General features: G+C 38.5%; 11 protein-coding genes. All 11 read left to right on the top strand.

All coding sequences use genetic code 11. From position 1 onward, the window contains the following. Positions 1–4: 4 nt before the first annotated feature. The 11 genes from cps2T to ACESR9_RS04510 all read left to right on the top strand — a co-directional run bounded on the left by cps2T (position 5) and on the right by ACESR9_RS04510 (position 14,381). The gene (gene cps2T, locus ACESR9_RS04560) at positions 5–1,177 is read left to right on the top strand and encodes a beta 1-4 rhamnosyltransferase Cps2T (protein WP_373105790.1); all 1,173 of its coding nucleotides are present in this window, start codon (positions 5–7) and stop codon (positions 1,175–1,177) included. 2 nt (positions 1,178–1,179) lie between these two features. Next, positions 1,180–2,328 (top strand): glycosyltransferase family 4 protein, encoded by a 1,149-nt coding sequence (locus tag ACESR9_RS04555; protein WP_373105788.1) that lies wholly within the window; start codon positions 1,180–1,182, stop codon positions 2,326–2,328. A 1-nt stretch (position 2,329) separates the two neighbouring features. Then, positions 2,330–2,971, top strand: a complete 642-nt coding sequence (locus ACESR9_RS04550; protein ID WP_373105787.1) for a DUF1919 domain-containing protein — start codon at positions 2,330–2,332, stop codon at positions 2,969–2,971. Further along, complete coding sequence (locus ACESR9_RS04545; RefSeq protein WP_373105785.1) at positions 2,968–3,939, top strand: DUF6625 family protein; 972 nt, start codon at positions 2,968–2,970, stop codon at positions 3,937–3,939. Before ACESR9_RS04550 ends, ACESR9_RS04545 begins: the two co-directional genes overlap by 4 nt. Further along, positions 3,932–5,002, top strand: coding sequence for a glycosyltransferase family 2 protein (locus ACESR9_RS04540; protein ID WP_070587753.1), 1,071 nt, complete (start codon positions 3,932–3,934; stop codon positions 5,000–5,002). Before ACESR9_RS04545 ends, ACESR9_RS04540 begins: the two co-directional genes overlap by 8 nt. 33 nt (positions 5,003–5,035) lie before the next feature. Further along, positions 5,036–6,184 carry a polysaccharide polymerase gene (locus tag ACESR9_RS04535; protein ID WP_070506036.1) on the top strand — a complete coding sequence of 383 codons (1,149 nt, stop codon included), beginning with the start codon at positions 5,036–5,038 and terminating at the stop codon, positions 6,182–6,184. A 2-nt stretch (positions 6,185–6,186) separates the two neighbouring features. Beyond that, positions 6,187–7,602: a flippase gene (locus ACESR9_RS04530; protein ID WP_373105866.1), complete on the top strand. Its 1,416-nt coding sequence runs from the start codon at positions 6,187–6,189 to the stop codon at positions 7,600–7,602. A gap of 10 nt (positions 7,603–7,612) precedes the next feature. Next, positions 7,613–8,713 (top strand): UDP-galactopyranose mutase, encoded by a 1,101-nt coding sequence (glf, locus tag ACESR9_RS04525; protein WP_373105783.1) that lies wholly within the window; start codon positions 7,613–7,615, stop codon positions 8,711–8,713. Beyond that, entirely contained in the window at positions 8,710–9,702 is a 993-nt protein-coding gene (locus ACESR9_RS04520) for a stealth family protein (RefSeq protein WP_373105781.1), read from the top strand. The genes glf and ACESR9_RS04520 overlap by 4 nt, the downstream gene beginning before the upstream one ends. A 10-nt stretch (positions 9,703–9,712) precedes the next feature. Then, the gene (locus ACESR9_RS04515; protein WP_373105779.1) at positions 9,713–10,765 is read left to right on the top strand and encodes a glycosyltransferase; all 1,053 of its coding nucleotides are present in this window, start codon (positions 9,713–9,715) and stop codon (positions 10,763–10,765) included. Positions 10,766–10,910: 145 nt separating this feature from the next. Next, positions 10,911–14,381 carry a GBS Bsp-like repeat-containing protein gene (locus ACESR9_RS04510; RefSeq protein ID WP_373105777.1) on the top strand — a complete coding sequence of 1,157 codons (3,471 nt, stop codon included), beginning with the start codon at positions 10,911–10,913 and terminating at the stop codon, positions 14,379–14,381. Positions 14,382–14,438 lie beyond the last annotated feature (57 nt).

Raw genomic sequence — 14,438 nt, 5'->3', positions numbered from 1 at the left:
AAAAATGACACAATCAATTTATATCGTTGGTTCCAAAGGGATTCCAGCAAAATATGGTGGTTTTGAGACCTTTGTTGAAAAGTTGACAGAATTCCAACAAGATAAAGATATCCAGTATTATGTAGCTTGTATGCGGGAGAATTCAGCCAAATCAGGGATTACTGCAGATACTTTTGAACATAACGGTGCAATTTGCTACAACATTGATGTCCCTAATATTGGTCCTGCACGTGCCATTGCTTACGATATTGCAGCACTTAATAAGGCGATTGAAATCGCAAAGGAAAACAAGGACCAGGCACCAATCTTTTATGTCTTGGCTTGTCGGATTGGTCCCTTTATTTCAAGGATAAAAAAGAAAATCAAGGCTATCGGAGGAACTCTGATGGTCAATCCGGATGGTCATGAGTGGCTTCGTGCCAAGTGGAGTCTTCCAGTCCGCAAGTATTGGAAGTTTTCTGAGCAACTCATGGTCAAACATGCTGATCTTTTGATTTGTGATAGTAAGAACATCGAAGCTTATATTCAGAAGGATTATGCTAAGTATCAGCCACAGACGACCTATATTGCTTATGGAACCGATACAAGCAAGTCTATCCTGAGTAAAGAAGACGAGAAAGTACGGACTTGGTTTGCAGATAAGCAAGTTACTGAAGGAGATTACTACCTTGTCGTGGGACGTTTTGTACCGGAAAACAACTATGAGGCCATGATTCGTGGCTTTATGCAGTCAAACTCCCAAAAAGATTTTGTTCTAATTACCAACGTAGAGCAAAACAAGTTCTATGAACAGTTGCGTAAAGATACTGGATTTGATCAAGATCCTCGAGTGAAGTTTGTAGGAACTGTCTACGATCAAGAATTGCTTAAATACATCCGTGAGAATGCCTTCGCTTACTTCCATGGTCATGAAGTGGGTGGGACTAATCCATCCCTTCTTGAGGCTCTTGAGTCTACTAAGCTCAATCTCTTGTTGGATGTTGGCTTTAACCGTGAAGTCGGTGAAGATGGGGCGCTCTATTGGAAGAAAGATCAATTAGCAAGTGTCATCGATCAAGCTGAGCAATTAGACGCTCAAGCAATCGAAGATCTCAATCAAAAATCAAGTCAACGGATTGCAGATTCTTTCACTTGGGAAAAGATTGTCACAGACTACGAGAAAGTATTTAAAGGTTAGAAATGCAGAAAATTTTATATCTCCATGCTGGTGCCGAAATGTATGGTGCTGACAAGGTGTTGTTGGAGCTTATTAAGGGTTTGGATAAAGATGCTTTTGAAGCACACGTTATTTTGCCCAACGACGGTGTCTTAGTGGGTGCTTTAGAAGAGGTCGGTGCAAAGGTTAAAGTTATTGATTACCCAATCTTGCGCCGGAAATATTTTAATCCAAAAGGGATTCTTGAGTACTTTGGCTCCTATAACCGTTACTCCAAACAAATTGCTAAATATGCTAAAGAGAATGGGATTACTCTCGTTCACAACAATACAACTGCGGTACTTGAGGGGATTTATCTTAAACGTAAGTTGAAATTACCTTTGATTTGGCATGTGCATGAGATTATCGTCAAGCCAAAAGCCATTTCAGATTTTATCAACTTTTTGATGGGGCGCTATGCGGATACGATTGTGACAGTTTCAAATGCTGTAGCCAACCACGTCAAGCAGTCTCGCTTTGTAAAAAATGACCAGGTTCAAGTGATTTATAATGGGGTCGACAATGCCGTCTATCATGAAATCGATGCTAGCTCTGTCCGTGACCAATTTGGGATCGCACAGGATGCCTTGGTTATCGGTATGGTTGGTCGAGTGAATGCCTGGAAAGGTCAAGGCGACTTTTTAGAAGCTGTGACGCCAATCTTACAGGCCAATTCAAAAGCAGTAGCTTTTTTAGCAGGTAGTGCATTTGAGGGGGAAGAGTGGCGTGTCGATGAGTTGGAAAAAGCTATTTCAGACTCACCAGCAGCTGGACAAATCAAGCGAATTGACTATTATAGCGAGACGACAGAACTCTATAATATGTTTGATATCTTTGTCTTGCCAAGTACAAATCCAGATCCACTGCCAACCGTAGTTCTCGAATCAATGGCTTGTGGCAAACCTGTAGTCGGCTACCGTCATGGTGGTGTCTGTGAAATGGTTAAGGAAGGTGAAAACGGTCTTCTTGCTACACCGAATCAGCCTGCAGAATTGTCTAAGGCTATTCAAGAATTAGTTGACAATACTGAGAAGAGAAAACAATTTGGTGAGGCGTCTGTCAAACGCCAAAAAGAACTCTTCTCATTACAAAGTTATATTCGGAATTTTTCGGAGTTGTATAAGAACTATTAAGATGAATACTGAAACAATTAAGAATAAATTAAAACCAATCGTTTATCCAATTATTAACTTTATTCCTCGGCGAAGACTCAAGAATAAGAATTTTACGATTATTTGTGATAATTGTTGGGCAGGAAAAGTTTATCAAGAATTGGGTTTGCCTTATCAAACGCCATTTGTAGGGATGTTTATCTTTTCACCTGATTACATTAAGATGCTTAAGAATTTAAAACATTATTTGAGCGGAAACATCTCTTTGAAATTTGTTAAGGAATCAAAATATATCAAAGACTTTGATAATGCCTATCCTCTAGCACTCCTTGATGATATTGAACTTCATTTCTTGCATTATGCAGATGAAAAAGAAGCTTCTCAGAAATGGCAACGCCGTTTGGAAAGAATTCATTGGAATAATTTATATTTCAAGTTCAATGATAATGATGCCTGCACTTATGAGTTGATGAAAGAGTTTGAAGAGCTTCCATACAAAGGTAAGGTTATCTTCTCTTCGAAGAATTATAGTGACTTATCTTCATTGGTCCACTTTAAATCAGCTGAGAAGCAAGGACATGTTGGAATTGATTTAAAAACTTACCACCGCTATTTTAATGCTGTCACTTGGCTGAATAAGGGTGGAGAGGATCTAACTAAATGAAAAAGATAAGACTTATTATTCCATATTTCGGAAGACTTCCAAAATTTTTCCCTTATTTTTTGTTGACCGCCAAACGTAATCAAAAGATTGATTTCTTAATTTATACGGATCAAAAGGTTGACCAATTTGACATTTTAAATGCTAAAAATATAGAATTTGTAACTCTTTCTTTTGATGAGTTAAGAGAGAAAGTTCAGTCTAAGTTTGATTTTAAAATCTCTCTTAAAACACCTTATAAATTATGTGACTATAAAGTTGCTTATGGGCTTATCTTTGAAGAAGAATTAAAGGGTTACGATTACTGGGGTTTTTGTGACACAGATGTCTTACTAGGTGATATTTATCAATTTCTTGAAGAGCATAGATTTTTTGAGAATGACTATGTTCGATATGGTCTTTTAGGTCATTTACAAATATTTAAAAATACACAAGCTGTTAATCGTATATTTATGTCTGGCAAAGACCTAAACTATAGACTAGATTACCAAAATGTCTTCACTAGTGAGCAAAATTTTATTTTTGATGAAGCAGAAGGTATTCAAAAGCTTTTTGAAAAATGTCAGTTCAAACAACTGCAAGATAAGTTATTTGATGATATTGATATTAGTCATTTCTCATTTCGGGAATATGGCGAAAATGAACCGAAACGCTATTATTTTTGGTCAGAGGAAAATGGTTTGGAATCGATAAATTTAATCGATGGTGATATAGTGGTTAAACGTCCTCTGTATGCACATTTCCAAAAGAGGATGATTAAATGTCCTGAGTTTAAATTAGTCGATTCATTTTATGTTATACCAAATCAATTAGTTATTGGAGAGAAAATTTCTAAGCAAGAGCTAGTAGAGGTGACAAGAAATAAATTCTATTGGGAATATATTAAATCAACAATGTTAAAGAAATTAAAAAAAGAAAAATGGACACTAGAATTTATTCGTCATAAATTAAGGATGAAGAGTAATGAATAATATAGATTTGAGTATTATTGTTCCAGTATTTAATGTTGAAGGTTATTTAAAAAGAGCCCTAGATTCCATACTTAAGCAATCGTCATCAATCAATTATGAAATTGTGTTAATTGATGACGGTTCAAGTGATAATAGTGGTGCGATTTGCGATGAGTACCAAAATAATTTTTCTAATGTTTGTGTTAGGCATATTGAAAATAACGGAGTATCAGAAGCCAGGAACCTAGGTATTTCTTTATCAAGGGGTAATTATTTATTTTTTATGGATCCAGACGACTTTGTATCTGAGGATTTCTTTGAAAAAATTTTTCCTAACCTCAATGATAAATGGGATGTTCTTTGTTTTGGCTACAATGAAATTAAAGAAAATAAGGACACTATTTTGTCTTGTCGCCCTCATTTGTATACGCATTGTGGTCTTCTTGGAAAGAATGAATTTAGAAATGAATTTATAGAGTTATTCAAAACTGATATGATGTATAATGTTTGGTCAAGAATCTATAACAAGTCATTTATTTTAAAACACGATATTAAGTTTCCTAGTAAACCAATAGGAGAGGATACTTCATTCAATTTTCAAGTTTATCGATATTTAGATAACATCCTTTTTATTGAATCGACTCTTTATAATTATATTGCTGGTAGAAGCGGTTCAGCATTGACCAGTTTTCATCCTAGAAGAATCGAAATACAATTAGATGAACTTCAAGCATTGCAAAAATTACTTGAGAAGTTCCAAATAGAAGATGCCACATTAATTCAAGAAATTAAGACAAAAATCATTGTAAGTGCAGCCTTTCAAATTTCTAATTTAAATGCGAGAAGGAGAGAAAAGATAGAATTACTGCAATCTATAATTACTAATAAAGCTTTTGATAATATTTTTTCAGGAAATAGGAATCAAATGATAGGGTCTTATAAGACCTTATTAAGACAGCGAGATATTTCTTCTTTTCTTAGAAGATTGAGTATTGATCTTCTCGCCAAAAAAAAATTTCGGACAGTCATCTTTATTGAAAAAATGAAAATGAATCCAATTTTACGTAAAATTGCTTTTAAATAGGTGTAGCTATTTTATTAAGAGTAAAAAGGTATTATGTTAAAAATTAAGTTTGAGAACCTTTTGGTTATTCTAGTATTGACTCTCATTGTTGGGTACGATACTCTTATGACAACAATGTTAAACAGAATAATCCCAAACCTTCCGGTTATTTTATTAATCAGTTTTTCATTATTATTATGTTTTAGATTTTTGTATATAAAAAAATTCACGTTCTTTTATATCTTAACCGCTATTTTATTACTACTAACAAGTTCTATCGTATTCATGCATACGGGTGGGACTAATTTCCTACTTTATTCATTGTTGATTTTGTTATTATATGATGCAGATATTGATGTTATCTTAAAAACATACGTTATTGTGTCAGGAACGATAGTGTTCGGAGTTTTCTTACTTTCAATTCTGGGAGTTATTCCTAATTTACAATTTGCTCAGGTCCGTTCGTCTGGCTTTGTGATTAGAAATTCCTTTGGTTTCATTTATCCAACTGACTTTGCGTCTCACTGTTTTTATTTATTTATTGCTTGGGGATATGTACTACGGAAACGGTTCATTATACTACGAACCTTGGTAGGCATTAGTTTAGCATTTTTTATCATCAAATTTTGTGATGCTAGGTTAAATGCCCTTTCTGTACTTGTAGCAACTGTCATTTTTATTGTCATGTATGTTACTAAAGAAAGAAAATTTAAAATTTATGGGATCCTACCTTATTTTGCAGCTATATTTTCTTTCTTAATGTTTTACTTATCGTATTTCTTTACCTGGTCTTCTTCATTATTTGTGAATTTGAACAACTTATTCAGTATGAGGTTATTTTTAGGGAAGAATGCAATAGAGACCTATGGCTTACATTTGTTTGGAGCAACCGGGGTTAAGTTTATAGGATATGGTGGCACAACAGAATCTGTATACAGTTATAACTATGTAGATTCCTCTTATATTCAAATGTTATTTTACTACGGAGTTGTTCCTGTTGTTTTACTGGTATTGATTTATGTACTTGCATCAAAGAGAATTTATAAACAGGGTATGTTTCTATTCTTAGCTTTATTATCGCTTATTACAATTAATTGTATGATAGAAGCTTTTTGGATAAGACCAGGATATAATATTTTTATTTTTACACTTTTTGCTAGTCTTGTGCCAGCTCAATACAAAATAAAAGATAGAATTGAATGATCATGAAAGTTCTTAAAAATTACGCCTATAATCTTTCCTACCAGCTACTGGTGATTATCCTACCGATTATCACTACCCCATATGTCACTCGGGTATTTAGTTCTGAAGATTTAGGAACTTACGGCTATTTCAACTCCATTGTCACCTACTTTATTCTTTTAGCGACTTTAGGGGTGGCTAACTATGGGACCAAAGAGATTTCAGGACACCGCAAAGATATCCAAAAGAATTTCTGGGGGATCTATACCCTCCAGTTGGGAGCGACAGCTGTTTCTCTCCTCCTTTATGCTTTGTTTTGCTTGATGCTTCCATCCATGCAAAATCCTGTGGCCTATATTTTGGGGCTCAGTTTAGTTGCGAAGGGACTCGATATCTCCTGGCTCTTTCAGGGATTGGAAGACTTTCGCAAGATTACCGTTCGAAATATCACGGTCAAACTGGTTGGAGTCATCTCCATCTTCTTGTTTGTCAAATCTGCCAATGATATTTATCTCTATGTATTCTTACTCACTATTTTTGAGCTCTTAGGTCAGCTTAGTATGTGGCTACCTGCCCGTGAATTTATTGGGAAAGCCCGTTTTGATATGGCCTATGCACGGGTGCATTTGAAGCCAGTCATTCTGCTCTTTTTACCGCAGATTGCCATTTCCCTCTATGTCACCTTGGATCGGACCATGCTGGGGGCTCTTGCCTCTACAAAGGATGTGGGGATCTATGATCAAGCCTTGAAATTGGTCAATATCCTATTGACCTTGGTGACGTCTCTGGGAAGCGTTATGTTACCCCGTGTATCAAGTCTCTTGTCGTCTGGAGACCACAAGGCGGTTAATAAGATGCACCAAATGTCCTTTTTGGTTTATAATTTGGTGATTTTCCCAATTATTGCAGGTATGCTCATTGTCAACGATGACTTTGTTCAATTTTTCTTGGGAAAAGATTTCCAAGATGCTCGCTATGCCATCGCTATCATGATCTTCCGTATGTTCTTTATCGGATGGACCAATATCATGGGGATTCAAATTCTAATCCCTCACAATAAAAATAAAGAATTTATGATTTCGACTACTGTACCTGCCATTGTCAGTGTCGGATTGAATCTCATCTTCCTACCAAAACTGGGCTTTATTGGAGCTGCGATTGTGTCAGTGTTGACAGAAGCTTTGGTATGGGGGATTCAACTCTACTTCACACGAACGTATCTTAAAGAAGTGCCGATTATGGGCTCAATGATGAAGATTGTGTTCGCTTCAGGCCTCATGTATGGTCTTTTGCTACTAGTCAAGTTCATCGTCCATCTTTCGCCGACGCTGAATGTCGTTCTCTATGCTGGTCTAGGTGGGGTCATCTATGGGACCTTAATTTTGCTCCTCAAAATAGTGAATGTGAAAGAGTTGAAACAGCAATTAATAAAAAAATAGGGAGACAACTATGTACGATTATCTGATTGTTGGTGCTGGTCTATCGGGGGCAATTTTTGCTCATGAGGCAACCAAGCGTGGCAAAAAAGTAAAAGTGATTGATAAACGGGACCACATTGGTGGTAATATCTATTGTGAAGAAGTTGAAGGAATCAACGTTCATAAGTACGGTGCCCACATTTTCCATACCTCAAACAAAAAGGTTTGGGATTATGTCAACCAATTTGCTGAATTTAACAACTATATCAATTCGCCGGTAGCTAATTACAAGGGCAGCCTCTACAATCTTCCCTTCAACATGAATACCTTTTATGCCATGTGGGGGACAAAGACTCCTCAAGAAGTCAAAAACAAGATTGCGGAGCAAACGGCGGATATGAAAGATGTTGAGCCGAAAAACTTGGAAGAACAGGCGATCAAGTTGATCGGTCCAGATATCTATGAAAAGTTGATCAAGGGCTATACGGAAAAACAATGGGGACGTTCTGCAACAGACCTGCCTCCTTTCATCATTAAGCGCCTCCCAGTGCGTTTGACCTTTGATAATAACTACTTTAACGACCGTTACCAAGGGATTCCAATCGGTGGTTACAATGTCATCATTGAAAACATGCTGGGTGATATAGAAGTAGAACTTGGGGTTGATTTCTTCGCCAATCGTGAAGAACTGGAAAGCTTTGCTGAAAAAGTGGTCTTCACAGGGATGATTGACCAGTACTTTGACTACAAGCATGGGGAGTTGGAATACCGCAGCCTTCGGTTCGAACACGAAGTTTTGGATGAGGAAAATCATCAAGGAAATGCCGTGGTCAACTACACCGAGCGTGAAATTCCTTACACTCGGATCATTGAGCACAAGCACTTCGAGTATGGTACTCAACCGAAGACAGTAATTACTCGTGAATACCCAGCTGACTGGAAACGTGGAGATGAGCCCTACTATCCAATCAATGATGAAAAGAATAATGCGATGTTTGCTAAGTACCAAGAAGAAGCATCCAAAAATGACAAGGTCATCTTCTGTGGACGTCTTGCAGATTATAAATACTACGATATGCATGTGGTTATTGAGCGTGCTCTAGAAGTCGTTGAGAAAGAATTTATTAAATGACACAAGAAAAAATTGATATCGTGGTTCTTTGGGTCGACGGAAGTGATACTGAGTTTATCCGCGAGAAACAAGCCGTGACAGGTCAAATGTCAAAAATAGACCAAGAAATCGACGGAGAGCAACGTTATCGTGATTACGGTATTTTTAATTACTGGTTTCGAATGATTGAAAAGCATGCTCCTTGGGTGAATAATGTTTATCTAATTACCAACGGGCAAAAGCCTGACTGGTTAAATTTGGAGCATCCAAAACTTAAGTTGATCACTCATAGGGAATTTATGCCTGAAGCTTACCTTCCTTCATATAATTCAGCAGCAATTGAGCTAAATCTTCATCGTATTGAGGGCTTATCAGAACATTTTATCTACTTCAATGATGATATGTTCATGATAAAGGATACTCAACCTTCCGATTTTTATAAAAATGGACAACCCAAGCTTTTAGCAGTATACGATGCTTTAGTTCCATGGTCACCATTTACAAATACTTATCACAATAATGTTGAGTTGATTTATCGCCATTTTCCTAATAAGAAGGCTATGAAATCCTCTCCTTGGAAATTTTTTAATTTTCGTTATGGTTCCTTGGTTTTGAAAAACTTGTTACTCTTACCATGGGGACCGACGGGTTATGTGAATCAGCATTTGCCTGTACCGATGAAGAAGAGTACTTTGTCACATTTGTGGGACATCGAAGGTGAAACTTTGGATAGAACATCCAGAAATAAGATTAGAGATTATGGGGTAGATGTCAATCAATACGTTTGTTCTAACTGGCAAATTGAAAGTAATCAGTTTTATCCTATGTCTAAAAATTTCGGAGAAACAATTGGTTTAAATCAAGTGGATAAGCTGGAATCTATCTTTAAAGATAGACGTAAAAAACTGCTTTGTGTCAATGATGATGGGGACTTTAGGGAAGAAAACATCATTCATTTCAAGCAAATTTTAAATGAATATTATCCTAAAAAATCAACGTATGAAAAATGAGAAGTAAAAGATGAAATACTATTTAAAAGAAGAATTTTTACACGACAATAATGCTAAAAATGCGGGAAATAAAGCACGTAATGACGTTGAAGCCATTTTAAATAAATTAGGTTATTCTCCTTTGAAAGTTTTGGTGGATGACTGGTATCAAATGAATGTTCTTAGGGCACAAATTCATAAATATAGAGCTCTCTTTAGAGCTTTCAAAGACCTAAAGAAAAATGATGAGATCATAATTCAATTTCCTTTGTTACATCATTCTTTGTTTCTTAACCATATACTAAAAAAACTTAAAAACAGGGGTACGGACGTCTATTTTTTAGTTCATGATTTGGAAACACTGCGTTTTGTGAATGATAAAACCTTACCATTTAGAATGAAGTTACGGATGAAACTAACTGAAAGTGATACGTTCCGTAGTGTTACAGGAATTATTGCTCACAACCCGGTTATGAAATCTGTTTTAGTGGATAAGGGGGTTGTAGAAGATAAGATTGTCAGCCTTGGTATTTTTGACTATTTGATTCCAGATTTTCAAGAAAAGAGTGGCCAAACAAAAGACCAGCCGATAATTGTGGCAGGTAATTTGGCCAAGGAAAAAGCTGGTTATCTTTATACTCTTCCAGAAGCACCGTCTTATAACCTTTATGGTGTTGGCTTTGATGAGAGTAGAGCGCTTGCAAATGAAACCTACTTTGGTTCCTTCCTACCGGATGAACTTCCTGCAGCCCTTGAGGGCGGTTTTGGTCTGGTCTGGGATGGAGATAGCGTTGAGACCTGTAGTGGCTTTTTTGGAGAATACCTCCGTTACAACAACTCTCACAAGGCGTCACTTTATCTAGCATCGGGCTTCCCGCTTGTCGTGTGGAAACAGTCAGCCTTGTCTCATTTTGTGCTTGAGAAGGGCTGCGGGATTGCAGTAGAGTCTCTCCATGATTTGAAGGTGACAATCGACAATCTTTCAGATGCGGATTACCAAGATTTGGTGGACAATGCCAAGCGTGTTGGCCAAGAAATTCGAGATGGTCACTACTTAAAGACGGCCTTAAAGCGTTTAGCATAAGATCAAAAGAAGTCAGACGGACTTCTTTTTTTAGTTTTTTAAAAAAATATCACTAATTTTAAAAATTTGCCTTATAAAACTTTTCATCGCTGAAACCGTGTGGTAAAATGATTAACGTATAAAATTTGTATAAAGGGAAGTTTATATGAAAAAGAAAGATCTTATTTTTTATGCCGGAGCGGCAGTCTTGATGGCTGTATCTGCTCAGGGAGTCAGTGCAGATGAGCTGGTTTCAAACGAGGCCACTATTACTGAAGGCAACCAAGTCCAAGCTGAAAAAGCACCAGAAGTAGCCGTTGCTGAAAAGTCAGTAGCACCTGTCGCAAGCAACTATGCAGCACCAGCAACTGTGACAGAGCCAGCTGTAGCACCTGCGAGCAAGGTCGCGGCTTCAGAAAGTGGAACCTCATCTGCTGAGAAAGCTACAGAAGCATCGACTACTGAGAAAGAAGAAACTCCTCTTCAGTCTAATACAGGAAGCACGACCTTCTTTAACACAGGCGCTCACGCTCCTGCTGGTCGCTCAACAGATGTAGCAGTTCAGCCAAAATCATTTGTTGATGTGAGTAGCCACAATGGAGACATTAGTATTGGAGACTACCGTACCCTAGCTAATAAGGGCGTGGGCGGTGTCGTTGTCAAATTGACAGAAGACACTTGGTACAAGAACCCGAATGCGGAGAACCAAATTCGCAATGCACAAGCTGCGGGTCTGCAAGTATCGACCTACCACTTCTCTCGCTATACTTCTGAAGAAGCAGCGCGTGCAGAAGCACGGTTCTATATCGCAGCGGCGCAACGCTTGAATCTTCCAAAGAACACCCTCATGGTCAATGACTTTGAGGATGCCAAGATGCAGTCAAACATCAACCGCACCACCCAAGCTTGGGCTGACGAAATGCGTAAAAATGGCTACACCAACTTGATGTTCTACACCAGTGCAAGCTGGTTGGATGAAAACAACCTCCGCAAGAAAGGTCCTGTCAACACCGCTCAATTTGGGCTTCAGAATTTCTGGGTTGCCCAATACCCTTCTCCAAAACTGTCTGTAAACGATGCGAAAAGCTTGCGTTACAATGGGAAAGCTGGCGCGTGGCAGTTTACTTCTCAAGCGGAATTGCTTCCAGGAAAACACCTCTTTGACCACAGTGTGGACTATACCGGTCGCTTTACAGCGAACGCAAAACCTGCAGCGGATCCAACAGAAGGCAGCTTAAGTGGGAAGATTGACATTGTCAATAACGATACTATGACGGGCCGCTTTGACGTTGTCATCTCAAATGTTAAGGCACCAAATGGAGTTCGAAGTGTTTCTGTACCGATCTGGTCAGAAACAGGTGGTCAAGATGACCTTGTTTGGTATACAGCCAACCGTCAAGCAAACGGAACCTATACTGTTAATGTAAAAGCGTCCGATCATAAAAACTCAACCGGTCTTTACAATGTCCATCTTTACTATGTTCAGAACAATGGACAAATGACGGGTGTGGGTGGAACAACGACAAATGTTTACATCGGAAAACGACCAGAGGTTTTAAAACCAAGTGGCACGTTAACGATTGAGAATAATAATGCTAAGTCAGGAACTTTTGACGCCGTTATCACTAATATCTCAGCACCACTAGGTGTTAAAGAGGTTTTAGTCCCATCTTGGAGTCTAGAAAATGGTCAAGACGATCTTATCTGGCACAAGGCAACTAAGCAGATTGATGGCAGTTATCGTGTAACCATTAAGGCAAGTGAGCATAAAGGAAATAAAGGAAACTACCGAGCTGATGCTTATATTGTTGACAACTCTGGTAAACCCCACTATATCGCAGAACGAGTAGTTTCGGTTGATTATGCTCGACCAAGTGGTGTCCTTACGATTGAAAACAACAATACTACAGCAGGTACCTTTGATGCTGTTGTTAGCAACATTGTTGCCCCAAATGGACTAAAAGAAGTTTTAGTTCCATCATGGAGTCTAGAAAATGGACAAGATGACCTCATTTGGCACAAGGCAACGCGTCAAGCGGATGGTTCTTATCGTGTGACTATTAAAGCGAGTGATCATAAGAATTCAACTGGGAATTATCGGGCTGACGCCTACATGGTAGATGATTCAAATAATCGTTTTTATCTGACCGAAAAAGTAGTTGAAGTTCGTCAATCACGCCCAACTGCTTCATTAACGATCGAAAACAATAATGTTTCAACTGGTAGTTTTGATGCGGTTATTCGTAACGTGGTGGCCCCCAATGGTGTAAAGGAAATCTTAGTTCCATCATGGAGCCTTGAAAACGGACAGGATGATCTTGTATGGCACAAGGCAAATCGTCAATCTGATGGTAGTTATCGAGTGACGATTAAAGCAAGTGATCATAAAAACTCACTAGGGAACTATCGTGCAGACCTTTATATTGTTGATAATGATAACAACCGTCATTTTGTTACTGAAACAGTTGTAACCGTTAAACATGATAATCCAACGGGAATCATTTCGGTTGTCAATAACAATAAAGACACAGGCAACTTTGACGTCATCATCAAGGATGTCTACAGTCCTAAAGGGGTGCGAACTGTGCAAGTCCCAACTTGGTCTGATAAGGAAGGACAGGATGATCTCCGCTGGTATGAAGCGGCTCGCCAAGCGAACGGGGACTACAAGGTATCCGTCAAAGCGAGCGATCACAAGAACTCTACTGGTAAGTACCATGTTCACCTTTACTACATTCAAAATGATGGTTCTCGGATTGGTATTGGTACCACGACTACAGACGTGGAGTTCCGAAATGCGACGACCAAGACGCAAGCTGCTATCAAGAATGTCAATGCAACGAACGGGACTTATACAGTAGCTGTGGATCAAGCTCCTCAAGGTCGTCAGATTAAGAACATCCGTGTTGCTGCCTGGTCCAAAGCTCATCAAGAAAATCTTTACTGGTATTCCGCAACGCCGACAGGTATGCACACAGAGATCACAGTCTCTGCCAATAATCACGGTAATGAAGTGGGTAACTATACTACACACGTCTATGTGGACTACAAAGATGGTGGTGTTGAAGGCTTTAACCTTGGTCAAACAGCCTTGTCTCCACGAAATCAAAAGGTGAACCCACAAACAACCTATTATTCTCAACGGGATCCTCGTTGGGCTGGGAAATATTACGGTGTGAGCAATGTCGATCAGTCAGGTTGTGTGCCAACCTCTCTTGCCATGACCTTCACAGATATCCTTGGCAGAACTATTTTGCCAACAACAGTAGCTGATTATCTCTACAACAATACTGATTCATTCAACAAAGGTGAAGCAGGAACAGATTCTGATGGGATTGTAGCTGCCACTCGTAATTGGGGCTTGAAGAGCCAATTGATTAATGGAGCTGGAGGCATTGCAGAAGCCCTCATGGCTGGCAAGCATGTACTTGCTGCGGTAGGCAATAGCCAATTTACTAGCGATCCTTATACTCATGAATTGGTCTTGCATGGTTATGACAATGGAAGAACCTATGTACGCGATCCATATAATAGCGGCAACAACGGCTGGTACTCTATCAATTATCTTCATTCCATTAAGAGTAAAGACCCGATGGATAACAAGCTCGGAGCACCTTTCTTCTCAATTTTTGCATAAGCTAAACAGAAGGCCGACTTGGCCTTCTGTTTTCTTTAAAGGAGGGATAAAATCTTC

Origin of the sequence: Streptococcus parasanguinis (genome assembly GCF_964238605.1) — a bacterium.
GTDB classification, from domain to species: domain Bacteria; phylum Bacillota; class Bacilli; order Lactobacillales; family Streptococcaceae; genus Streptococcus; species Streptococcus parasanguinis_AJ.
Note: the sequence above shows the minus strand (reverse complement) of the source record. Positions and strands in the feature narration are given on the sequence as shown.

What these genes read in the sequence shown, in the direction of transcription:
- cps2T (WP_373105790.1), top strand. Translation starts at nt 5, where the DNA reads ATGACACAATCAATTTATATCGTTGGTTCCAAAGGGATTCCAGCAAAA.
- ACESR9_RS04555 (WP_373105788.1), top strand. Translation starts at nt 1,180, where the DNA reads ATGCAGAAAATTTTATATCTCCATGCTGGTGCCGAAATGTATGGTGCT.
- ACESR9_RS04550 (WP_373105787.1), top strand. Translation starts at nt 2,330, where the DNA reads ATGAATACTGAAACAATTAAGAATAAATTAAAACCAATCGTTTATCCA.
- ACESR9_RS04545 (WP_373105785.1), top strand. Translation starts at nt 2,968, where the DNA reads ATGAAAAAGATAAGACTTATTATTCCATATTTCGGAAGACTTCCAAAA.
- ACESR9_RS04540 (WP_070587753.1), top strand. Translation starts at nt 3,932, where the DNA reads ATGAATAATATAGATTTGAGTATTATTGTTCCAGTATTTAATGTTGAA.
- ACESR9_RS04535 (WP_070506036.1), top strand. Translation starts at nt 5,036, where the DNA reads ATGTTAAAAATTAAGTTTGAGAACCTTTTGGTTATTCTAGTATTGACT.
- ACESR9_RS04530 (WP_373105866.1), top strand. Translation starts at nt 6,187, where the DNA reads ATGAAAGTTCTTAAAAATTACGCCTATAATCTTTCCTACCAGCTACTG.
- glf (WP_373105783.1), top strand. Translation starts at nt 7,613, where the DNA reads ATGTACGATTATCTGATTGTTGGTGCTGGTCTATCGGGGGCAATTTTT.
- ACESR9_RS04520 (WP_373105781.1), top strand. Translation starts at nt 8,710, where the DNA reads ATGACACAAGAAAAAATTGATATCGTGGTTCTTTGGGTCGACGGAAGT.
- ACESR9_RS04515 (WP_373105779.1), top strand. Translation starts at nt 9,713, where the DNA reads ATGAAATACTATTTAAAAGAAGAATTTTTACACGACAATAATGCTAAA.
- ACESR9_RS04510 (WP_373105777.1), top strand. Translation starts at nt 10,911, where the DNA reads ATGAAAAAGAAAGATCTTATTTTTTATGCCGGAGCGGCAGTCTTGATG.